Below are 20,725 nucleotides of genomic sequence, written 5' to 3' on the forward strand. Positions count from 1 at the left end.
AACAATGCTTAATATTAACAACCTCCACGTCTCTGTCGGCGAAAAGCCGATCCTGAAGGGCCTGACGCTCAACGTTCCAGCGGGCGAGGTGCACGCCATCATGGGGCCGAACGGCGCGGGCAAGTCGACGCTGGGTTACGCCCTGTCGGGACGGCCGGGCTATGAGGCGACGGAAGGGTCTGTCGAATGGGCGGGCGAGGACCTGCTGGCGCTGGATCCGGCCGAACGGGCGGCCAAGGGGGTGTTTCTGTCGTTCCAGTATCCGATCGAGATCCCCGGCGTGCCGGCCCTGACCTTCGTGCGGACGGCGCTGAATGCGCAAAAGCGCGCGCGAGGCGAGGAGGAGGTGGCGGTGCCCGCCTTCCTGAAGCTGGTCCGCGAGGCGTCCAAGGCGCTGAAGATGGACTTCGACATGCTGAAGCGGCCGCTGAACGTCGGCTTCTCCGGTGGCGAGAAGAAACGGATGGAGATCCTGCAGATGGCCCTGCTGGAGCCGTCGCTGCTGATCTTGGACGAGACCGATTCCGGCCTCGATATCGACGCCCTGCGCATCGTGTCGGAAGGGGTGAATGCACTGCGTCGTCCTGACCGCGCCATGCTGGTCATCACCCACTATCAGCGCCTGCTCGACTACATCAAACCGGATCGGGTGCATGTGCTGGCAAGCGGTCGGATCGTGGCCTCGGGCGGGCCGGAGCTGGCTCTGGAGCTGGAGGCGGAAGGGTACGATAAATATCTGCCGCCCGTCCTAGAGGGGGCGGCATGAGCGCGGCCTTCGCCATCGACCTGACCGACGCCGAGACCTATCCGTCGCGACGGACGGAAGCGTGGAAATACAGCGACCTGAAGCGCTATCTTCGCGCCGCGCCGGAGCCGTCAGGCACGGCTGAGGTCGGGCCGCCGGGACCGTTTTATGATCTGGGCGGGGAGGCGATCGTCTTCGCCAACGGACGCGCCGTCGGCGTGACCGACTTCATCGCCTCGGGCGAGCGGACCCTGAGGCTGCGCTATGTGTCGGACGCCGTAGGCACGGGCCACACGGCCAGCGCGCGGGTTTCGGCGCGCGCCGGCGCCAAGCTGCTGCTTCTGGAGACGCACGAGGGCGCGGGTTCGGCCTATGTGGCGCACAATACGCTGGAACTGGACGTGGCGGCCGGCGCCGAGGTGACGCGCGTCGTCCTGGTCGAGGAGCCGGAGGACGCGATTTCCGTGTCCGAAGCCCATGTGAAGGTCGAGGCGGGCGGCGTCTATCGCCAGACCATCGTCACGACCGGCGCCAAGCTGCAGCGGATCGAGACGCGCATCACCCACTATGCCCAGGGTGCGCAGGTTCAGGCCGACGGCCTGTATCTACTGAACGGATCGCGTCATGCGGACCTGACCAGCGTGGTGCGTCACGTGGAACACGACGGCGCGACCTCGCAACTGATCAAGGGCGTGGCCCGCGATACGGCGCGCGGCGTCTTCCAGGGCAAGATCGTGGTCGAGCGCGGCGCCGACGGCACCGATGCGCGCATGGGCCACCACGCCCTGATCGCCAGCGAGCGGGCCGAGATCGACGCCAAGCCGGAACTGATCATCTATGCCGACGACGTGCAGTGCGCGCACGGCAACACCGTTGGGACGCTGGACGAGAGCGCCCTGTTCTACATGCAGCAGCGCGGCATTCCGGCCGATGAGGCCCGCGCCCTGCTGACCCAGGCCTTCCTGATCGAGGTCATCGACCGGATTGAGCATGATGGCGCGAGAGAGGTGGCGCGGGAATGGCTGACGGCGCGGTTGTGAACACCTTCGATCCCTATGCCGTGCGGGCGCAGTTCCCGATCCTGTCGCGACAGGTGAACGGCAAGCCGCTGGTCTATCTGGACAATGCGGCCTCTGCGCAGAAGCCGCGCGCGGTGATCGACGCCCTGGTGGCGACGATGGAGGGCGGCTACGCCAACGTCCACCGGGGCCTGCACACCCTGTCGAACGAGGCGACCGAAGCCTTCGAAAAGGCGCGCGAGATCGTCGCCCGTTTTCTGAATGCCGAGAGCGCCGAACAGGTGGTCTGGACGAAGGGCGGGACCGAGGCGATCAATCTGGTGGCCAATGGGCTGGGGCTGTCGATCCAGCCGGGCGACGAAATCGTCGTCTCGGAGATGGAGCATCACTCCAACATCGTGCCGTGGCATCTGCTGCGCGAACGGCGCGGGGCGGTGATCAAGTGGATTCCGGTCAAGGACGACGGGTCGCTGGACATGGCGGCCTATGCCGCCCTGTTGGGGCCCAGGACGCGGATGGTGGCGGTCACCCATATGTCGAACGTGCTGGGGACGATCAATCCGGTCGCTGAGATCACGCGACTGGCCCAAGCGGCGGGCGCTCAGGTGCTGATCGACGGGTGCCAGGGGGCGGTCCATGCGACGCCGGACGTGCAGGCCATCGGCTGCGACTTCTATGTGCTGACCGGGCACAAGCTGTTTGCGCCCACCGGCATCGGCGCCCTGTACGGCAAGGCCGAGGCGCTGGAGGCGCTGCCGCCCTATCAGGGCGGGGGCGAGATGATCGAGACGGTCGAGCAGGACCGCGTGACCTATGCCCGGCCGCCTCACCGCTTCGAGGCAGGGACGCCCCCGATCCTGGAGGCCATCGGCCTGGGCGTGGCGTTGGAATGGCTGGCGCAATACGACCGGGCGGCCGTGCAAGCGCATGAGCATGCCCTTTATCAGCACGCTGTTGACCGACTTCAGGGTCAGAACTGGCTGCGGATTCTGGGGCAGGCGGAAGGCAAGGGCGCGATCCTGACCTTCGCCGTCGAGGGTGCGCATGCCCATGACGTCGCCCAGATCATGGACCGTTACGGGGTCGCGGTGCGCGCAGGTCTGCACTGCGCCGAGCCGCTGGCGAAAAGAATGGGGGTGACGTCGAGCACCCGCGCCTCCTTCGCCCTATATAACACCGTGGAGGATGCCGACGCCTTCGTGGATGCGCTGATCAAGGCGCGGAACTTCTTCGTGTAAGCCGATGACAGATCAACCGATTCAAGACAGCGACGCCTTCAAGGACGCCTGGGACGAACCTCAGAAGAGCGCCCTGTCGCAGGCCGAGCTGGACACCCTCACCGATCAACTGATCGAGGCGCTGAAGTCGGTCTATGATCCGGAAATCCCGGTCGACATCTATGAGCTGGGCCTGATCTACCGCGTGGACGTCAACGACGATCGCGATGTGGTGGTGGACATGACGCTGACGGCGCCGGGCTGTCCCGTCGCCGGCGAAATGCCGGGCTGGGTCGAGACGGCGGTGGAGAAGGTCGAAGGCGTGCGCAGCGCCAAGGCCAATCTGGTGTTCGATCCGCCGTGGGACGCCTCCAAGATGAGCGACGAGGCCAAGCTGGCCCTGAACATGTTCTGATGGATATGTTCTGATGAGCGAACTTCAAGCCACATCCCGGCCGCGTCGCCCGCGCCCCAAGGCCGTCACCCTGACGGACGCCGCCGCCGAGCGCGTGCGCGAAATCCTGGACAATGCCGAGAACGATCACATCGGTTTGAGGATCGGGGTCAAGAATGGCGGTTGCGCCGGGCAGGAATACACCTTCGCCTATGCCGACGAGATCGGGCCGATGGACGAGGTGGTCGAGGACAAGGGTGTCACCATTCTGATCGAACCTCGGGCCGTGCTGTTCCTGATCGGCACCGAGATCGACTATGAGATGACGCGTCTGGCGTCCAAGTTCGTGTTCAACAATCCGAACCAGACCGACGCCTGCGGCTGCGGCGAGAGCGTGACCATCGTGCCGGTCGCCGCCGACTGAGGTAGGTCCTGATCTGATGGGCTACTGAGACACTAACCGACGCGGCCCTTGACGATCCCGACGAAGCCGTCGCCTGGACGCGGCGGTCGTTGGCGTGGCGGTGGGGAAGACGCCGAAGCGCGCTACTTCGTCGGCGCCTCGATCAGCACGGCCGGCGTCACGGGTTGACCCGTGGCCTGGGCGACGAGTTCGGCGGTGCGGGTCTCGGTGACGGCTTCGAGGCGAGCCAGGAACTCGTCCTTGGAAAGGCCGACGGGGATCGGGTCGAGGAACTCCAGCGTCGCCGTGCCGGGGTGCTTTTCGTACTTTTCCTCGGGCCAGAAGAGGCCGAGGTTGGTGGCGAGCGGCACGACCGGCACGTCGAAGTCGCGGTACATGTGCCAGACGCCGGAGCGATATTTGAACTTCTTGCCGACGGGCGCGAGGTGCCCCTCGGGATAGATCAGGATCTTGCGGTTCTCGGCGCGGGCCTCGGCGGCGCGCATGGCCAGGGCCTTGCGGGCTTCGTGGCCGCCGCAGGAGTTGACGACGATGGCGCCCAGTTTCTTCAGTACGCCGCCCAGCAGAGGAAACTTTTCCAGGTGATCGCCGGTGACGAAGGCGATGTCGTCAAACTGATCATAGGTCGCAAAGCCGTCGCCCCAGCTTTGATGCTTTGAGGCGATGATGAAGGTGCCCTCGGGCAAGCGGTCCTTGCCGCGAACGTTCAGCTTGATGCCGGCGAAGATCGCCATGGCCTGGACCATGCGTTTCACATAGCGGCGGATGACCCAACTGGCCGGGCCGCGCCCGGGCGCCAACGCGGCGAAGGCGGCGGTCAGCCCGTAGCCGATCGACAGGATCCAGTAGGCGACATTGAAGGCGAAGCTGCGCATGGGACGACTATGGCAGAAAGCTTGGCCTTGTTAGACCCTAAGCCGCCTTTTCGAGCGATGATGCCGGCGTGACGCAGTTTCGGCCCGCACGCTTGGATTCGTACAAGGCGGCGTCGGCGCGTTCCAGCAGGCTGGCGGCGGTTTCGCCCTTTTGGCGCTGGGCGAAGCCGGCGGAGACAGTCACCGAGCCCAGGTCGTCATTGGTCGAACGACGGCGCAGCGCGCGTGACGCCACGTCGTTGCGGATGCTCTCCAACGCGGCCATGACCACGCCGGCGCCTTCACCCGGGAAGATGATCGCGAACTCCTCGCCGCCGAACCGGGCGGCGAATCGGGTCTTGCCGCAGATGTTGGACAGGACGGTGGAGACATAGCGCAGCACCTGATCGCCGGTCTGGTGGCCCCAGGTGTCGTTGAACCGTTTGAAATGGTCGATGTCGAGGATGGCCAGGCTGAGCGGCGCGCCGTCGTCCTCGGCGCAGGCGGCCTCAAGCCGTTCATCGAAGGCCTTGCGGTTAGCCAGATTGGTCAGGGCGTCGGTCATGGCGTCGCGGCGCACCTGTTCCAGGTTTTCGCGCAGGCGGATGACTTCCTTGTTGGACTTTTCCAGACGCTTTTCCAGGATCGCTGTTTCCCGACGCACGCGGTTGGTCGCGGTCGACAGGTCGCCGACCAGATCCTTCAGTGAGGACGGATCATCGACGGTTTCCATGCACTGGGAGGCGTCGGCGAGGGTCTCGCCATAGTCGTGCTGGGTCTTGTGCGCCATGGCGATGGCGCTGGCGACGCTGGCCAATTCGCGGTCCAGCACGGCGCCGACGTCGCGGATCTGATCCGGCAGCCGACCGCGCGGCAGGAACTCGGCGGCCAGCATTTCGGACGTCTTGTCAGTGATGACGGCGGACTGCGCCAGCAGACGGCGGATTTCCTGGGCCAGGGGGCCGTCGGGGTCGCTGATGTAATGCAGCCAAAGCTCGAAGTTCAGCGGCGTGGGCCACACGCCGGCCTTTTCCATTTCGCCGATGACGTTGCGCGCCAAAGCATAGGCTTGAGGAGCTCTTAGCGCCGTCTCGACCTTTTTCGACATTCTTGTTCCCCTGGGCCCCTGTTCTGGAGCTGTGTCGGGGCGCACACTACGGGATGTTCCGTAATGCAGGGTAAACGGCGCGGCGTTTCACCGCGCCGTTGTGTACGAATTCAGGCGCGAATGACGACGGGACGGCGCAGGAAGGCGGGGATGTCGTCGCCGAAGCCACGCACGCCCTGGCGCTGAGTATCGCTCTTGTCGGCCTTGCGGTCACCGCGGCGATCGGATTGCAGCAGGTGCGGCTCCCGGTCTGCGCGCTCGGTACGCGGGGCGCGGGCCGTTTCGACGGGTTCGACGGCCGCCTCCGCCTCGACTGCGGCGGCGACGGGAGCCGCAACTTCAACCGGCGCCTCGGGGCGGGCCTTGCGGCGGCTGCGGCTGCGGGGCGCTTCGGCCTCCTGAGACGAAGGCGCAGCGTTGACGGGAGCAATCTCGGCAGGCTCGGCGGACGGGGTGGGCGCGCTGCTGGTGCGCGACCGGCCGCGACCGCGTTCGCCCGAGCGTTTGTCGTCGCGGCGCGGGCCGTCTTTAATGGCGGCGAAGTCGATGCCTTCAAGAACCAGCTCTTCCGGATCCTTCTTGATCAGCTTCAGCACCTTATCCAGCGACTTGTCGTCGGCCGGGGTCACGATCATGAAGGCCTGGCCCAGCTTGCCGGCGCGGCCGGTGCGGCCGATGCGGTGCACGTAGTCGTCGGCGTGGTGCGAGACGTCATAGTTGAAGACGTGGCTGACGTCGGGGATATCCAGGCCGCGCGCGGCGACATCCGAGGCGACCAGAATCTTCAGCGCGCCCGAGCGGAAGTCCGCCAGGGTCTTCATCCGGTGCGACTGATCCAGGTCGCCGTGGATCGGGGCAGCGTCGAAGCCGTGGGTCTTCAGCGACTTGGCGACGATATCGACTTCGGATTTGCGATTGCAGAAGACGATGCCGTTGCGCACGTCCTCCCGACCGACCAGGGCGCGCAGAGCGGTCCGCTTGGCCTTGGGGTCCGAGGTCGGGATGCGGACGATGTACTGGGTGATGGTGTCGGCGGTCATCGCCGGACGCGAGGCCTCGATCCGGGTCGGATCCTTGAGGAAGGCGGTCGTCAGGCGCGTGATCTCCGGCGGCATGGTCGCCGAGAAGAACAGGGTCTGGCGGCGCGGCGGCGTCAGTTTGAAAATGCGCTCGATGTCGGGGATGAAGCCCATGTCCAGCATCCGGTCGGCCTCGTCGACGACCATGATCTCGACGCCAGTCAGCAGCATCTTGCCGCGTTCGAACAGGTCGAGCAGGCGGCCGGGCGTGGCGATCAGGACGTCGACGCCCTTGTTCAGCGCCGCAACCTGGTCGCCCATGGAGACGCCGCCGATCAGCAGGACCCAGCTGAGCTTGGTGCCCTTGGCGTATTTGGCGAAGCTCTCGGCGACCTGGTCGGCCAGTTCGCGGGTCGGGGCCAAGACGATGGCGCGCGGCATGCGGGCGCGGGCGCGGCCGGTGGACAGGCGATCGACCAGGGGCAGGGTGAAGGCGGCGGTCTTGCCGGTGCCGGTCTGGGCGATGCCCAGGACGTCGCGGCCGGCGAGGGCGACGGGGATCGCCTGTTCCTGAATGGGCGTGGCGGTCGTGTAGCCGGTGTCGGCGACGGCCTGAAGGGTCGTGGGCGAAAGGCCCAGTTGGGAAAACTCGGTCATGAATCCTTGGGAGAGAAAGCGTCTGCGTGCATAGCAGCGACGGAACCGCCCCTCTTTGGGCGAGCGGGCGGCGCGTATCGCAGACCTGTCCCGAGGCTGGGGGGCATATAGAAGCCCCTGCGCAAAAGTCAAGTATTCCACAATTTTCCGCCGCCAGAGCGCGCCGGAATAAATTCCCATGGCCAAGGTTACATGCGCTTGACTCCGGGGGTGGGGCTAGCGGCATATAGGAGAACAAAAGGAGAACTGCTGTGCGGTCCAGCCGCGGTATCGAGGCTTTGCGTCAGTGCCTGAAGGCCATGGAAACGGACGGTCATCCGACTGACGCCGCCCGCTTTGATTTGGGCCACGCACAAGCGGACCGGCACATAGGCGGGCTTTCCAGCCATGGTCTGCACGAAATCTATGCGGCGACAGCGCCGGATGCGACGGCCGCCTTGGGGTTTGCCTTGGCTCTGGTTCACCGGGCCGCGAAGGATCGACCATTGGTTTGGGGCATCCAGGCCATGGCCGGGCTGGAGACCGGTCAGATTTACGGACCCGGATTGCGCGAACTGGGTTTGGATCCCAGCCGAGTGATCTTGGTGAGCGTCAAGGAAGCCAAGGACCTGCTGGCAGCGGGTGAGGAGGCTCTATCATGCGGCGCAGCAGGTGCGGTGCTGCTTACGACTTGGGGCGAAAGCCACCTCCTAAGCCTGACGGCGACGCGGCGTCTGTCCATGGCGGCGGGGCAGGGGCGGGCGACAGCGATCCTGACCCGATTGGCGGCTCACCCCCAGCCCAGCGCAGCTGATACCCGCTGGCGCGTTCGCGCAGCCTTGTCCCATGCTTTGGAGGCGGATGCTCCCGGCCGTCCGAACTATGGGGTCGAGTTGTTGCGGCATCGGTCCGGCGCGCCGCCGAAGGCCTGGACCATGGAGTGGGATCGTGAGCGCGGAGTTTTCGAACAGGGTGGGCGCAATGCCGGACATCAACACGCGCAACGACCGGCGCTACCTGTCGGTCTGGTTTCCTCTGTTATCGACAGATCGGCTGCGGCGCGAGGAGGGGCGATCCGACGCTTCGGCTGAGCCGGCGACAGTGCTGGTCGAGAAGGTGAAGGGCGCGCTGCGACTGGCAGCCTCAAATCGGCAGGCGTTGGAGATAGGACTGTCTCCGGGAATGACGCTGGCGGACGCGCGGGCCAGGGCGCCGGATATTCGCGTGGTCGTGCATCGTCCGGAAGCGGATGCGGCGCTGTTGAAGCGCGTTCTGCTGGACTTCGGCCGGTTCACGCCGATGGCGGCGACGGACGGTCTGGATGGCATGGCGCTTGATGTGACCGGTTGCGCCCACTTGTTCGGAGGCGAGATGGGAATGATGCAAGCTGTCGAGGCGCGGTCGCGTCGCGTCGGTCTGTCGGTGCGACTGGCCATGGCCGGCACGCCGGAAGCGGCGCGCGCCTTGGCGAGATTTGGAAGCGGTGGGATTTACGAGGGGGCGAACCAGCGTCAGGCCCTGCGTCGTCTTCCCGTCGCGGCCCTAGAGCTTTCGGACAAGGAAACGCAGGCCCTGTCGCGCGCCGGGCTGAAGACCCTGGCGCATCTGGACGATCGCCCTACAGCCCCCATCGCGGCCCGCTTTGGCGCAGTGGCGGCGACCCGGCTGAACCGCGTCCTCGGGCGTGAGGATACGCGAATAAGACCCGAACGGCCGGTCATGATGATCGCTGTGAGCCGGATCCTTGTCGAACCGATCACGGAAATGATCGATGTCGAAGCCGTCATCGGCGATCTGCTCCTCGAGGTGATGGATCAGTTGGATTTGCGCGGTCAGGGCGGGCGCGCCTTTCGGGCCAGCTTCTTTCGTGTCGATGGGGAGGTGCGCCATATCACCGTCCGAACGGGGCGGCCGAGCCGGGACGCTTCCGGTGTTCTGCGCCTGTTTCGGGAAAGATTGGCGGCGTTGGCGAAGCCGCTGGATCCAGGGTTCGGGTTTGATCAGTTGCGCCTGTCGGCGCCTGTCACCGATCGACTGGCTTCGCGTCAGGGCGGTTTCGAGCGCATCCCGCCGGGTGCCGAGGATCTGGGACGTCTCGTGGATCGCTTGACGGCGCGCCTGGGGCCCGAGTCTGTCAGACGGTTCGAACTTGTGGAGTCTCACTGGCCCGAGCGCGCGGTTCGACTGACACCTGCGGCCCTGCCATCCGGCGAACAGGTCGACTGGCCAGAACCTGATCCTGTGGACCCGCCGCTGCGCCCCTTGCAAATGTTCGACCCACCCCAACCAATCCTGGCCACGGCGGAGGTGCCCGACCATCCGCCGAACCGCTTCATCTGGCGTCGCGTGGATCATCGTCTGGTTCGCGTTGAAGGTCCCGAACGGATCGCGCCCGAATGGTGGCGCAGATTGCGCGGGCCGCTGGAGGCCACGCGGGATTATTATCGGGTCGAGGACCAGGAGGGGCGACGCTTCTGGTTGTTCCGTTCTGGTTTTTACGGCGAGGAGCCGGCGCCGCGCTGGTTCCTGCATGGCGTTTTCGCATGACCGCCTATGCCGAGTTGGCGACGCGTAGCAACTTCTCCTTCCTGGAAGGGGCGTCGCATCCGAAGCATCTGGTGCTGAGCGCGATCCTGCGTGGACATACAGGCATGGGGTTGGCCGACCGCAATACCCTGGCCGGGGTGGTGCGGGCATGGAGTGCGTTGAAGACCCTGCGCCAAGACGGCTGGTCGCCGCCGGACAAGGTGCGTCAGGGCGGCGGTCCCGGCGAGACGATACTCGTGGAGGACAAGTTCCCGGTCGATCTCGACCCAGAGACAATCAAGGCGCGAGCCGAGGCCTTCAAGCTGATCCTGGGTGCGCGCCTGCGCTTTAACGACGGGACGCCGGACATCCTGGCCTATCCCGAAGATCGGCAGGGTTGGGGCCGTCTGTGTCGCCTGTTGACGCTTGGCAATCGCCGGGCAAAGAAAGGGCAGTGCGAACTCGGTCTAGGCGATCTGTTGCGAGCGCCTGAAGGCTTGCTGCTGATCGTTATGCCGCTGCGTCGGACGCAGGGATTGGAATCCTTGCTCCGTCAGGTGAACGAGGCCGCTTCAGGTGCTGTCTGGCTGGGCGCCACGATGCACCGAATGGGCGACGACCGCCGAAGGCTGGCGAGGCTGAAGGCGCTTGGCGCAGAGACCGGCACGCCCCTGCTGGCGGTCAATGATGTCCTCTACCACGACGTGGAACAGCGAGACTTGCAGGATGTCGTGAGCTGTATCCGTGAGGGCGTGACCTTGGAGGCGGCAGGTCGCCGTCTGGATCAGAACGCAGAACGCTACCTGAAACCGCCCGCGGAAATGAGCCGCTTGTTCGCCGAAGCGCCCGAGGCGGTAGCCGAGACACAGGACTTCCTGGCGCGGGTGAGGTTCGATCTTGGCCAACTCACCTACAACTATCCGGAAGAGCCAGTACCACCCGGCATGACGGCGCAGGATCGTCTGGTTTCGCTGGTGGCGACCTATGAAACCCTGAAATATCCGGATGGCGTGCCGGTCAAGGTGCGAGACCTTCTGAAAAAGGAGCTGGCCTTCATCTCAAAGGAAAGGCTGGCCCATTATTTCCTGACAATCCACGACATCGTCAGATTTGCGGATGACCAGGGCATCCTGTGTCAGGGACGAGGTTCGGCGGCGAACTCGGCCGTCTGTTACGTTCTTGGGATCACCTCGGTCGATCCCAGTGTGCACAATGTGTTGTTCGAACGCTTCCTGTCGTCGGACCGCAATGAGCCGCCCGACATCGATGTCGATTTCGAACATGAACGGCGTGAAGAGGTCATCCAGCACATCTATTCGAGATATGGTCGCCACCGCGCCGGTATAGCCGCAACCGTGATCCGCTATCGCCCGCGCAGCGCCATTCGCGAAGTCGGAAAGGTGATGGGGTTGACCGAAGACGTCACGGCGCGGCTGGCGGGAAGCCAGTGGGGCAGTTTCGGATCGGATATCCCGGATCGTCATGTGGAGCAGGCCGGGCTTGAGATCGGCAATCCGACCTTAACGCGCGCTATCGCCATGACCCGGCGGCTGCTGGAGTTTCCTCGGCATTTGTCTCAGCACGTCGGCGGCTTTGTCCTGACCCAAGATCGACTGGATGAACTGGTCCCCATTGGCAATGCGGCCATGCCGGATCGGACCTTTATCGAATGGGACAAGGACGACATCGACGCGCTGCGCTTGATGAAGGTCGATGTCCTAGCGCTGGGAATGCTGACCTGTATCCGCAAGGCGTTCGATCTGCTGCTTGAACACAATAGGCAGGAATTAAAGCTAAACACGGTCCCAGACGCCGACGAGCCGACCTACAAGATGTTGCAGGAGGGGCGGTCCATCGGCGTCTTTCAGGTGGAGAGCCGGGCGCAGATCAACATGCTGCCAAGGCTGAAGCCGGAGCGGTTCTATGACCTTGCCATTCAGGTGGCGATCGTTCGGCCGGGACCGATCCAGGGCAATATGGTCCACCCCTATTTGAGACGACGACAAGGGCTGGAAACCGTCGACTATCCATCGCCTGGCGCAGGACATGGCCATCCCGATGAGTTGAAAGACGTGCTGAAGGTGACATTGGGCGTGCCGCTTTTTCAGGAGCAGGCGATGAAGGTCGCCATGGTCGCGGCCGGCTTTAACGACAAACAGGCCAACGGCATGCGCAAGGCCATGGGGACCTTCAGAGGCGACGGAAACCTGAACTATTTCGGGCAACTCATGGTCAAGGGCATGGTCGCGCGCGGCTATGATCCGGCCTTTGCGGAGCGGTGCTACGAACAGATCAAGGGGTTTGGCTCCTACGGCTTTCCCGAGAGCCACGCCATTTCGTTCGCCCGGCTGGTCTACATCTCGTCCTGGATCAAATGCCACCATCCGGCGGTGTTCGCCTGTGCGCTGCTGAACAGCCAGCCGATGGGATTCTATGCGCCGGCGCAATTGGTGAGGGATGCACAGGATAGTCCCCAGAAGGTCGAGGTGCGGCCGATCGATGTAAATCACAGCGTCTGGGACAATACGCTTGAGCAGGGCGAGCGCGGTATGGCTCTGCGCTTGGGGATGCGCCAGATCGACGGGTTCAATCAGGCCTGGGCGAACCGGATCGTCGCGGCGCGCGATACGCCCTTCATGGACGTGGAGGAGATGGCGCGACGGACAGGTGTAGAATCCGCAGCGATACGTAAGCTGGCGGATGCGGACGCGTTTCGGTCGATGGGACTGGATCGACGCGAGGGGCTGTGGGCAGTCAGGCGATTGCCCGACGATGAGCCGCTGCCGTTGTTTCAGGCGGCGCGGGCGAGAGAACTGGGAGAAGAGGCGGCGGCGAACCTGCCGATGATGCCGCTCAAGGAGCATATCGCCACCGACTATCAGACGACGCGTTTGTCGCTGAAGGGGCATCCAATGCAGATCTTGCGTCCGATGTTCCGCGCCGAGCGCGTACTCAGCGCCGCCGAAGTCATGGCCCAAAAGCATGGTCGTCTGGTGCGTGCGGCAGGGGTCGTGCTGGTTCGACAAAGACCGGGCACGGGCAACGCCATTTTCGTGACGATGGAGGATGAAACAGGGTTGGTGAATGCGCTGATCTGGGCACGACTGTTCGAGACATTCCGGCGCGAGGTGATGGCCGCGCGACTGATGGAGGTGGAGGGCACGGTTGAGAAAAGCGCCGAGGGTGTGCTGCACATCATGGTGCGAAAAGTCGTGGACCGCTCGGCCGAGTTGCGCCGGCTATCTGATGACTATGATCTACAGGTCGAACTGTCGCGGGCGGATGCGGTGAAATACCCGCAAGCGCCGCGCAGCCCGACCGGTCGACATCCGCGCGATGTCCGTATCCTGCCTGGATCGCGCGACTTTCACTGAGACGATCACAACGAAAATCGCCGGACGGGCGTGCCGTCCGGCGATCTGCTGGATTAGAGAAAAAGTGCGATCAGCGCTTGCCGAAGATTATGTCGCCCAACTTGGCGAAGAAGCCCTTTTCCTCGGGCTTGGCGGCGGGAGCCGGCACCGGCGCCGGCTTGGGGGCTTCGACCGGCTTGGGAGCAGGAGCCGGCGTAGGCGCGGACGCCGCCGCGGGTGCAGGGGTGGCGGCAGGCTTGGGCGCGGCGACGGGTTCAGCAGGCTTGGGCGCCGCTGTGGCCGGCTTGGCGACAGGCGCAGCCTTCGAGGCGGCGGCGGGTTTCGAAGCGGCGGCCTTGGGCGCAGCAGTTTTGGTCGCTGCGGGCTTGGTCGCCATCGCCTTGGGCGCGGCCGCTTTCGGAGCCGCGGCCTTCACTGCCGCCTTGACGGCGGCCGGTTTGGGTGCAGCAGCCTTGGGGGCAGGGGCGGGTTTCGGCTTGGCTGCGGCCTTGGCCACCGGCTTGGCTGCGGCCTTGGCCACCGGCTTAGCGGCGGCTTTGGGGGCGGCGGTTTTGGGCGCCGCGGCCTTGGGCGCGACTGCCTTGGCGGCGGCGGCCTTCGGCGCAGCGGCTGCCGGCTTTGCCGCAGCCTTGGGCGCAGCGGTTTTCTCGGCGGCGGTCTTCACGGCGCTCGACTTCGGCGCGGCTTTAGGCTTGGAAGCGGCGGTCGCCGGCTTTGGCGACGCTGGTTTAGACGTAGACGGTGACTTGGCCATGTATTCCCCGACCCCTCGGTTTGATAAAAACGCGGCGGCGACGGGCGTTCAGCACCGGATCGCTACGATTCGCCATATTACCGGTGTTTGAAAAATGTCCGAGTCCGCACTTCAGATAATCGCACGTGGCCCGCGCGCCGCCGCAGAGGCCGCCGCAGAGGCCGTCGACGCCGATCCGCGGCTGGAAGGCGCGACCTATTCGATCCTGGAAGAGGACGAGGACAACGACGTCTGGCGCATCGACGCCTTTCCCACGACCGATGACGAGGTCGAGGGGCTGAAGGCGGTGCTGGCGGGCTATCCGGTGACGGTGCTGGTGGAGAAGCTGGCGGACGCCGACTGGCTGGCCATGTCGCTGTCGGGTCTGCCGCCGGTCGAGGCCGGACGGTTCTTCGTCTATGGCGCGCACGATCAGGGCAAGGTGCCCGAGGGCCGCGTCACGCTGAAGATCGACGCCGGCGCCGCATTCGGCACGGGCCACCATGGCACCACGGTCGGCTGCCTGGAGGCGTTCGACAAGCTGCTGGAGACCGAAAGCTTTGAGAAGGTGCTGGACGTCGGTTGCGGTACGGGCGCGCTGGCGATCGCGGCGGCCAAGACGGGCACGCCTATCGCCGTCGGCACCGACATCGACGAGCCCTCGGCCCGGATCGCCAATGAGAACGCTGAGATCAACGAGGCCAAGTGCGATTTCTACTTCGCCGATGGGCTCAGCGATCCGCGCATCGCCCAGCATCAGCCGTATGATCTGGTGTTCGCCAACATCCTGGCCGCGCCGCTGGTGCATCTGGCGCCCGAGATCGGGGCGGCGCTGAAGAGCGGCGGGGTCGCGATCCTGTCGGGCCTGCTGCGCACGCAGGAGGAGCGGGTGCTGGAGGCCTATCTGCCGCTGGGCTTCACGGTTGAACAGACCATCCATCACGACGCCTGGAGCGCCCTGCAACTGCGCAAGGGCTGAGGATCGATCATGCGCCAGACTTTCGACGAGACGACCGACCCGTCCTTCGGGGCCAAGCACCTGCCGCTGCTGCGCGCCGAAATGGCCAAGCAGGGGCTGGATGGGTTCCTGATCCCGCATGAGGACGAGCATCAGAACGAGTATCTGCCGGACGCCAATGAGCGCCTGGCCTGGGCGACCGGTTTCACCGGCTCGGCCGGGGCGGCGGTAGTGTTCCAAGATCGGGCCAGCATGTTCACCGACGGTCGTTACACCGTTCAGGTGAAGGCCCAGACCGATCCGGCCCTGTTCGAGCGGCGCGACCTCAACGACGTGGCGGCCTATCTGGAGACGGCGGCGAAGGGGGCGGTGATCGGATACGATCCACGTCTGCACAGCCCGGATGCTCTCGTCGGCCTGAAGGCGGCGGCGCAGAAGGCGGGGGCCACGCTGAAGCCCGTGGACGCCAATCCGCTGGATCTGGCCTGGGGCGCCGATCGTCCGGCCCAGCCGACGGCGCCTGTCGTGCCGCATGAGGACGTCCATTCCGGCGAGAGTCATGCGTCCAAGCGGGCGCGAATCGGCAAGGCCGTGGCGGACGCCGGCGCAGACGCGGTGGTGCTGACGGCGCCGATGTCGATCGCCTGGCTGTTCAATGTGCGCGGCGGGGACGTGATCCGTTCGCCTCTGCCGATCGGTCAGGCCATTCTGGCGGCGGACGGACAGGCGCGGCTGTTCCTGGACCCGGCCAAGGTCACGAATGCGCTGCCGGGCTGGCTGGGCGACGATGTTCGCATTGAGGCGACCGAGCAGCTGCCGGCGGCGCTGGACGGGCTGTCGGGCCACAAGGTCATGATCGATCCGTCGCTGTCTTCGGCCTGGTATTTCGACCGGCTGGACGCGGCAGGCGCGACGGTGGTGCGGGCGATGGATCCCTGCGCCATTCCCCGGGCGGCCAAGAATGCGGTGGAGATCGAGGGCAGCCGCCAGGCGCATATCCGCGACGGGGCGGCGCTGAGCCGGTTCCTGCACTGGGTCGATACGGTGGTGCAGGAGACCCTGCCGGACGAGCGCGAGGTGGTCGAGGCGCTGGAGCGATTCCGCGAGGAGACCGGGGCGCTGAAGGACCTGAGTTTCGACACCATCGCCGGGGCCGGGCCGAACGGGGCCTTGCCGCATTACAAGCCGGTGGGCGCCAGCATTCGCAAGGTGGAGAAGGGCTCGCTGCTGCTGGTGGACGGCGGCGGTCAGTATCTGGACGGCACGACCGATGTGACCCGCACCATGGCGGTGGGCGAGCCGAGCGAGGATCAGCGCCACAAGTTCACGCTGGTGCTGAAGGCGCACATCGCCATGGCGACGATCCGCTTCCCGGCGGGAACCAGCGGCATGGCGCTGGACGCCATCGCCAGGGCGCCGATGTGGGCGGCGGGGCTGGATTACGATCACGGCACCGGCCACGGCGTCGGCAGCTATTTGGGGGTCCACGAGGGGCCGCAGCGGATCGCGAAATGGGGCACGTCCCAGCCGCTGCTGGAAGGGATGATCCTGTCCAACGAGCCCGGCTATTACCGTGAAGGCCACTGGGGCATCCGTATCGAGACCCTGCAGGTCGTGACGCCCGCTGAGGTTCCAGAGGGCGGCGAGCGGCCGATGCACGGGTTCGAACAGCTGACGTTCGCACCGATCGACCGCAAGCTGATCGCGGTCGAGATGCTGACGCCGGACGAGCGAGCCTATGTCGACGCCTATCACGCCGAAACGCTGGCCAAGGTCGGGCCGTTGATGGATGGCGAGGCGCTGGATTGGCTGAAGCGGGCCTGCGCGCCGCTTTAAGGGGCGGGTGAGGGCGCCGGGGGCGCGCTGGGGCAGTGGCGCATCTGGGTGACAGGGCAGGCAAGGTCGGCGAGCGCCGCCTTCGTCGCCTCGTAGCCGATGGCGACGGGGCCGTCGTAGGTCTTCCAGTCGCGAATGTCGCTGCCGGCGACCTGGGGCAGGATCAGGACGTCGGCGTCGGCGCGCGACTGGGTCATCTCGGCGTCGGTAGTGATGGTCGCCGAGCGCATCAGGATCGAGACGATGGGCGGGCCGGCCTTCCAGGCTCCGGACAGGACCCATTTCCACCAGGATGGCGGATTCTCCAGCGCTTGGGGATCGACGCCGCGCGTCTGGGACATGTCCACGCCGATGATGGGGCCGCTGTTCAGTTGGCGCATCACGCTGGTGGGAAAGTTCTTCAGCACGGCGCCGTCCACCAGCACCTGACCGTCCATGACGACCGGCGGCAGAACGCCGGGAATGGCGATGGAGGCGCGCATGGCCCGTCGCATCAGGCCCGTGCGATGCGCCTCGATCCGGCCCGAGGTCAGGTTCGAGGAGACGGCGAAGAAGGGCAGGGCCAGGTCCGCCAGATCGATGTCGCCGTAAGCCTGTTCCAGCAGTCGGGCGACCTTGCGAGCGCGGGACATGGCGATGATCGGTACGGCGAGGTCCGACAGCGGGTCGGACTCGACGAAGGCGCGCCGAATCTCGAAATCCAGCCGTTCGAAGGACCAGCCCAGGGCCGGGCCGGCGGCGACAACCGCGCCCATGGAGGCGCCGCCCGCGAAGTCGATAGGGACCTTGGCCTCTTCCAGGGCCCTGATCGCGCCGATGTGGCAATACGCCCGCGCGCCCCCGCCGGACAGGACCAGTCCGACCGCCGTGCCGGTGACGACACGGGCGATGCGCTCGGCGTCTGTGGCCAGGCCTTCGACGCAATGGAACCAGCGATCGGGCTGTAACGCATCCAGCCACACGCGCGTGTTGGCCGGGTGATGCATGCGCGGATCGCGCAGCAGGATCAGGTCGGTCAGGCGGCGGCCGTCGCCGAAGCCCTGGCGGCGCGGCACGGCGGACGGCGGCGCCAGAAGGCCGCTGCCGACGATGAACATCCGGTCCACCTGACGCGCGCACAGGCTGGCCCAGGCGGGCTGATCCTGTTCGGCGACATAGAGGACATAGTCGTGGTCGCCCTCCACCCGGCTGAACCATTCGGACGCCGAGGCCAGGGCCGACTGGTCGATGACCTGACAGGTGAAGCCCATGGCCTGGATGGCGGCGGCGATGCGTTCGACAAAGGCGCGGATGGGGCGGGGACGGGCCGAGACGAAGCCGAAGACGCTGGGCTCGGACGCGCCCGCCGTGCGTTCGCGGGCGCGGTGGATCATCAGCCTCGACAGTTCGACCATCAGATCCGGTTCGGTGCGGGCGGCCTCGAAGAAGGCTTCGCGCGGCAGGGCCAGGATCTCGCTGTCCCTCAGGGCGACGACGGTGGCGGTGTGCGGCGTGCCGGCCAGCATGGCCATCTCGCCCACCGGCTCGCCCGCCTTGACCACGCCCAGCATGTGCGGCGGCTGATCCGCCTCCATTCGAAACACGCCCAGTCGGCCGGAGCGAACCAGATAAAGGGTGTCGGCCGGATCGCCTTCGGTGAACAGCGGCTCGCCGCCGGTCAGCGCAAACCAGCTGGCCCGGTCGACCATGCGACCTTCGAAAATTCGCGCGAGCGAGGTCGCCAGCGTGTCGGGGCGAAGCGTGGCCATGATCCGTTTGTAGGCGCGATTCTCAAGCGGGTGAATTGGGATGTTTGGACGTGCGACGGCGCCTTCGCGCGATCGCAGCGAAGTTCGGAGGGCTGGGCGGAGCGTCGGGCCTTCGCCCGGAGTGTGATTAGAGATTACCGTTTCGACGAAGGGTGTGACGCTCCGCGCGGGGGGTTGGCCTGCAAGCTCGGGGCGCCGAGCGGTGGCGGTCTTATCGCCTAACCCCATAAGCCTGCGACGGGCGGGTCGGAGCAGCGATCCCCGATCCCCGGTTCGGCCGAGTATCCCCCTCGACCCTGCGACGCGACTGCGGACGCCGGGGCGATTCCCCGGCCGATCAGCCCCGGCGCCGCGATGGGATTTCACCATCGCCCCCTTTCCCTCCGCTCTCGCCGCCGCAAGGTCGCAGGCCAGGCGAGCCCTCCAAGCGGCGAGACGGATGCATTATGAGGCCGTTTGACCCCGTGGATGGGAGACGGGGGGACATAAATCGGCAAGCGGTTGAAATCGCTGCGGATGGACCAGCGGCATTGCGATGGCTGAGCATCGTCTTCTGCCCATGTCATGGGGAGGTGGCTCGAAGCGTAGCGGAGAGACGGAGGGGCTCTTCGCGCATCGCAGGCGTCTGTGGGAGTTCAAGAGCCCCTCCACCGCTTCGCGGTCCCCCTCCCCACAAGTGGGGAGGAGACGGTGGTGCGAGCTTCTCGCGTTGCCCGAGTCCGCGTGGGCGGGTAGAGCGTTCGGCTTCTCCCGCCTAGCCGAAGTTTCAGACCATGCACGACATCAGAGCCATTCGCGAGAACCCCCAGGTTTACGTGGCGGGCTGGTCGTCGCGCGGGGTGGACGAGGCCGACGGGCTGGTGGCGGACATCCTGCGGCTGGACGGCGAACTGCGTCATGCCCAGACGACGGGGCAAGACGCCCTGGCCAAGCGCAATGCGGCCTCCAAGCTGATCGGCGCCGCCATGGGACGCAAGGACATGGCCGAGGCGGATCGGCTGAAGGCCGAGGTCGAGGCGCTGAAGGGCGATATCGCGGCGGCGGCCGAGGTCGAGGCACGTGTCGGCAAGGAGCTGCGCGATCTGCTGGCGGGGCTGAAGAACCTTGCGGCCGAGGACGTGCCGGACGGCGAGGACGAGGCGGGTAATGTCGAGGTCTCGACCTGGGGCGAGCCGCGTCGGACGGGTCCGGCCAAGGACCACGCCGACCTGGGCGAGGCCCTGGGGATGCTGGACTTTGAGGCGGCGGCGAAGATGTCGGGCGCGCGGTTCGCGGTGCTGAAAGGGCAGTTGGCGCGGCTGGAACGGGCCGTGGGCCAGTTCATGCTGGATATGCAGACGGACCAGCACGGTTATCTGGAAGTGAACCCGCCGCTGCTGGTTCGGGACGACGCGATGTTCGGGACCGGGCAGTTGCCGAAATTTGCAAATGACCTGTTTGTTTCGCTTCCAGGCTTGGACTTAGACTACGCTAAGAACTATCCCGAGATTGCTGAAATCTTGGGGCTTTTAGATGATCGCCGTTGGCTCATCCCCACCGCCGAAGTCTCCCTGACCAACCTCGTGCGTGAGACCATCTTGGCCGAGGACGAATTGGCGACGCCGATGCGGATGACGGCGTTGACGCCTTGCTTCCGGGCTGAGGCGGGGTCGGCGGGACGTGATACGCGCGGGCTGATCCGCCAGCACCAGTTCTCAAAGGTCGAGATGGTGTCGATCGCGCGGCCGGAGGACTCAGACGCCGAGCACGAGCGGATGACGGCCTGTGCGGAGGCGGTGCTGAAGGCGCTGGAGCTGCCGTTCCGGCGGATGCTGCTGTGCAAGGGCGACATGGGTTTTTCGGCGCAGAAGACCTTCGACCTGGAGGTCTGGCTGCCCAGCCAGGGAACCTATCGCGAGATCAGCAGCTGTTCGAACTGCGGGGACTTCCAGGCGCGGCGCATGGATGCGCGGTTCAAGCGGGCCGGCGAGAAGAAGACCGAGTTCGTCCATACGCTGAACGGTTCGGGCCTGGCGGTCGGCCGGACCCTGGTGGCGATCATGGAAAACTATCAGCAAGACGACGGGCGGATCGCCGTGCCGAAGGTGTTGCAGCCCTACATGGGCGGTGTGATCCACATCGGAGGAGTTTGATC

General features: G+C 65.8%; 16 protein-coding genes. 11 read left to right on the forward strand and 5 right to left on the reverse strand.

What is annotated here, in order from left to right; translation table 11 throughout:
- Positions 1-4: 4 nt before the first annotated feature.
- The 5 genes from sufC to ABIC32_RS11105 are packed head-to-tail and all read left to right on the forward strand — an operon-like array spanning position 5 to position 3,799.
- Positions 5-766 carry a Fe-S cluster assembly ATPase SufC gene (gene sufC, locus ABIC32_RS11085; protein ID WP_354074198.1) on the forward strand — a complete coding sequence of 254 codons (762 nt, stop codon included), beginning with the start codon at positions 5-7 and terminating at the stop codon, positions 764-766.
- Positions 763-1,785, forward strand: a complete 1,023-nt coding sequence (sufD, locus tag ABIC32_RS11090) for a Fe-S cluster assembly protein SufD (RefSeq protein WP_165117019.1) — start codon at positions 763-765, stop codon at positions 1,783-1,785. Before sufC ends, sufD begins: the two co-directional genes overlap by 4 nt.
- A complete protein-coding gene (locus tag ABIC32_RS11095; RefSeq protein WP_354074199.1) occupies positions 1,764-3,002 on the forward strand; it encodes an aminotransferase class V-fold PLP-dependent enzyme in 1,239 nt (412 codons plus the stop codon). Before sufD ends, ABIC32_RS11095 begins: the two co-directional genes overlap by 22 nt.
- Before the next feature lie 4 nt (positions 3,003-3,006).
- Positions 3,007-3,396 (forward strand): SUF system Fe-S cluster assembly protein, encoded by a 390-nt coding sequence (locus ABIC32_RS11100; RefSeq protein WP_017504008.1) that lies wholly within the window; start codon positions 3,007-3,009, stop codon positions 3,394-3,396.
- Between the two features lie 13 nt (positions 3,397-3,409).
- Positions 3,410-3,799 carry a HesB/IscA family protein gene (locus ABIC32_RS11105; RefSeq protein WP_165117015.1) on the forward strand — a complete coding sequence of 130 codons (390 nt, stop codon included), beginning with the start codon at positions 3,410-3,412 and terminating at the stop codon, positions 3,797-3,799.
- A gap of 122 nt (positions 3,800-3,921) precedes the next feature.
- Here ABIC32_RS11105 and ABIC32_RS11110 read toward each other — a convergent pair whose 3' ends face one another.
- The 3 genes from ABIC32_RS11110 to ABIC32_RS11120 all read right to left on the reverse strand — a co-directional run bounded on the left by ABIC32_RS11110 (position 3,922) and on the right by ABIC32_RS11120 (position 7,437).
- On the reverse strand, positions 3,922-4,674 hold the full coding sequence (locus ABIC32_RS11110) for a lysophospholipid acyltransferase family protein (RefSeq protein WP_354074200.1): 753 nt from the start codon (positions 4,672-4,674) through the stop codon (positions 3,922-3,924).
- 37 nt (positions 4,675-4,711) lie between these two features.
- On the reverse strand, positions 4,712-5,761 hold the full coding sequence (locus ABIC32_RS11115) for a GGDEF domain-containing protein (protein ID WP_306003844.1): 1,050 nt from the start codon (positions 5,759-5,761) through the stop codon (positions 4,712-4,714).
- 110 nt (positions 5,762-5,871) lie between these two features.
- A complete protein-coding gene (locus ABIC32_RS11120; protein WP_354074201.1) occupies positions 5,872-7,437 on the reverse strand; it encodes a DEAD/DEAH box helicase in 1,566 nt (521 codons plus the stop codon).
- A 251-nt stretch (positions 7,438-7,688) separates the two neighbouring features.
- Between ABIC32_RS11120 and ABIC32_RS11125 the strand changes: the two genes are divergently transcribed.
- From ABIC32_RS11125 to ABIC32_RS11135, 3 genes are read left to right on the forward strand one after another with little or no spacing between them, the layout of a single operon-like run.
- On the forward strand, positions 7,689-8,507 hold the full coding sequence (locus ABIC32_RS11125) for an ImuA family protein (protein ID WP_354074202.1): 819 nt from the start codon (positions 7,689-7,691) through the stop codon (positions 8,505-8,507).
- On the forward strand, positions 8,398-9,963 hold the full coding sequence (locus ABIC32_RS11130) for a Y-family DNA polymerase (protein WP_354074203.1): 1,566 nt from the start codon (positions 8,398-8,400) through the stop codon (positions 9,961-9,963). The genes ABIC32_RS11125 and ABIC32_RS11130 overlap by 110 nt, the downstream gene beginning before the upstream one ends.
- Positions 9,960-13,316, forward strand: a complete 3,357-nt coding sequence (locus ABIC32_RS11135; protein ID WP_354074204.1) for an error-prone DNA polymerase — start codon at positions 9,960-9,962, stop codon at positions 13,314-13,316. Before ABIC32_RS11130 ends, ABIC32_RS11135 begins: the two co-directional genes overlap by 4 nt.
- 70 nt (positions 13,317-13,386) lie before the next feature.
- Here the strand turns inward: ABIC32_RS11135 and ABIC32_RS11140 are convergent, their stop codons facing one another.
- Positions 13,387-13,980, reverse strand: coding sequence for a hypothetical protein (locus ABIC32_RS11140; protein WP_354074205.1), 594 nt, complete (start codon positions 13,978-13,980; stop codon positions 13,387-13,389).
- Positions 13,981-14,164: 184 nt separating this feature from the next.
- Here ABIC32_RS11140 and ABIC32_RS11145 point away from each other — a divergent pair, with 184 nt between their 5' ends.
- Both ABIC32_RS11145 and ABIC32_RS11150 read left to right on the forward strand, forming a co-directional pair.
- Complete coding sequence (locus ABIC32_RS11145) at positions 14,165-15,028, forward strand: 50S ribosomal protein L11 methyltransferase (protein WP_354074206.1); 864 nt, start codon at positions 14,165-14,167, stop codon at positions 15,026-15,028.
- Positions 15,029-15,037: 9 nt separating this feature from the next.
- A complete protein-coding gene (locus ABIC32_RS11150) occupies positions 15,038-16,843 on the forward strand; it encodes an aminopeptidase P family protein (RefSeq protein ID WP_354074207.1) in 1,806 nt (601 codons plus the stop codon).
- On the opposite strand, the gene ABIC32_RS11155 is transcribed toward ABIC32_RS11150, so the two are convergent.
- Positions 16,840-18,591, reverse strand: a complete 1,752-nt coding sequence (locus tag ABIC32_RS11155; protein ID WP_354074208.1) for a patatin-like phospholipase family protein — start codon at positions 18,589-18,591, stop codon at positions 16,840-16,842. The two genes, ABIC32_RS11150 and ABIC32_RS11155, sit on opposite strands and share 4 nt — an antisense overlap.
- A gap of 773 nt (positions 18,592-19,364) precedes the next feature.
- On the opposite strand from ABIC32_RS11155, the gene serS reads away from it, so the two are divergent.
- Positions 19,365-20,723 carry a serine--tRNA ligase gene (gene serS / locus ABIC32_RS11160; RefSeq protein WP_354074209.1) on the forward strand — a complete coding sequence of 453 codons (1,359 nt, stop codon included), beginning with the start codon at positions 19,365-19,367 and terminating at the stop codon, positions 20,721-20,723.
- Positions 20,724-20,725 lie beyond the last annotated feature (2 nt).

Source organism: Brevundimonas sp. 1080 (assembly GCF_040545985.1).
Taxonomy (GTDB): Bacteria; Pseudomonadota; Alphaproteobacteria; order Caulobacterales; family Caulobacteraceae; genus Brevundimonas.

Excerpts from the sequence above, each read along its gene's own strand:
- sufC (WP_354074198.1), top strand. The coding sequence starts at position 5 with ATGCTTAATATTAACAACCTCCACGTCTCTGTCGGCGAAAAGCCGATC.
- ABIC32_RS11120 (WP_354074201.1), bottom strand. The coding sequence starts at position 7,437 with ATGACCGAGTTTTCCCAACTGGGCCTTTCGCCCACGACCCTTCAGGCC.
- ABIC32_RS11145 (WP_354074206.1), top strand. The coding sequence starts at position 14,165 with ATGTCCGAGTCCGCACTTCAGATAATCGCACGTGGCCCGCGCGCCGCC.
- ABIC32_RS11155 (WP_354074208.1), bottom strand. The coding sequence starts at position 18,591 with ATGGCCACGCTTCGCCCCGACACGCTGGCGACCTCGCTCGCGCGAATT.
- ABIC32_RS11135 (WP_354074204.1), top strand. The coding sequence starts at position 9,960 with ATGACCGCCTATGCCGAGTTGGCGACGCGTAGCAACTTCTCCTTCCTG.
- sufD (WP_165117019.1), top strand. The coding sequence starts at position 763 with ATGAGCGCGGCCTTCGCCATCGACCTGACCGACGCCGAGACCTATCCG.
- ABIC32_RS11150 (WP_354074207.1), top strand. The coding sequence starts at position 15,038 with ATGCGCCAGACTTTCGACGAGACGACCGACCCGTCCTTCGGGGCCAAG.
- ABIC32_RS11100 (WP_017504008.1), top strand. The coding sequence starts at position 3,007 with ATGACAGATCAACCGATTCAAGACAGCGACGCCTTCAAGGACGCCTGG.
- ABIC32_RS11110 (WP_354074200.1), bottom strand. The coding sequence starts at position 4,674 with ATGCGCAGCTTCGCCTTCAATGTCGCCTACTGGATCCTGTCGATCGGC.
- serS (WP_354074209.1), top strand. The coding sequence starts at position 19,365 with ATGCACGACATCAGAGCCATTCGCGAGAACCCCCAGGTTTACGTGGCG.
- ABIC32_RS11130 (WP_354074203.1), top strand. The coding sequence starts at position 8,398 with ATGCCGGACATCAACACGCGCAACGACCGGCGCTACCTGTCGGTCTGG.
- ABIC32_RS11105 (WP_165117015.1), top strand. The coding sequence starts at position 3,410 with ATGAGCGAACTTCAAGCCACATCCCGGCCGCGTCGCCCGCGCCCCAAG.
- ABIC32_RS11095 (WP_354074199.1), top strand. The coding sequence starts at position 1,764 with ATGGCTGACGGCGCGGTTGTGAACACCTTCGATCCCTATGCCGTGCGG.
- ABIC32_RS11115 (WP_306003844.1), bottom strand. The coding sequence starts at position 5,761 with ATGTCGAAAAAGGTCGAGACGGCGCTAAGAGCTCCTCAAGCCTATGCT.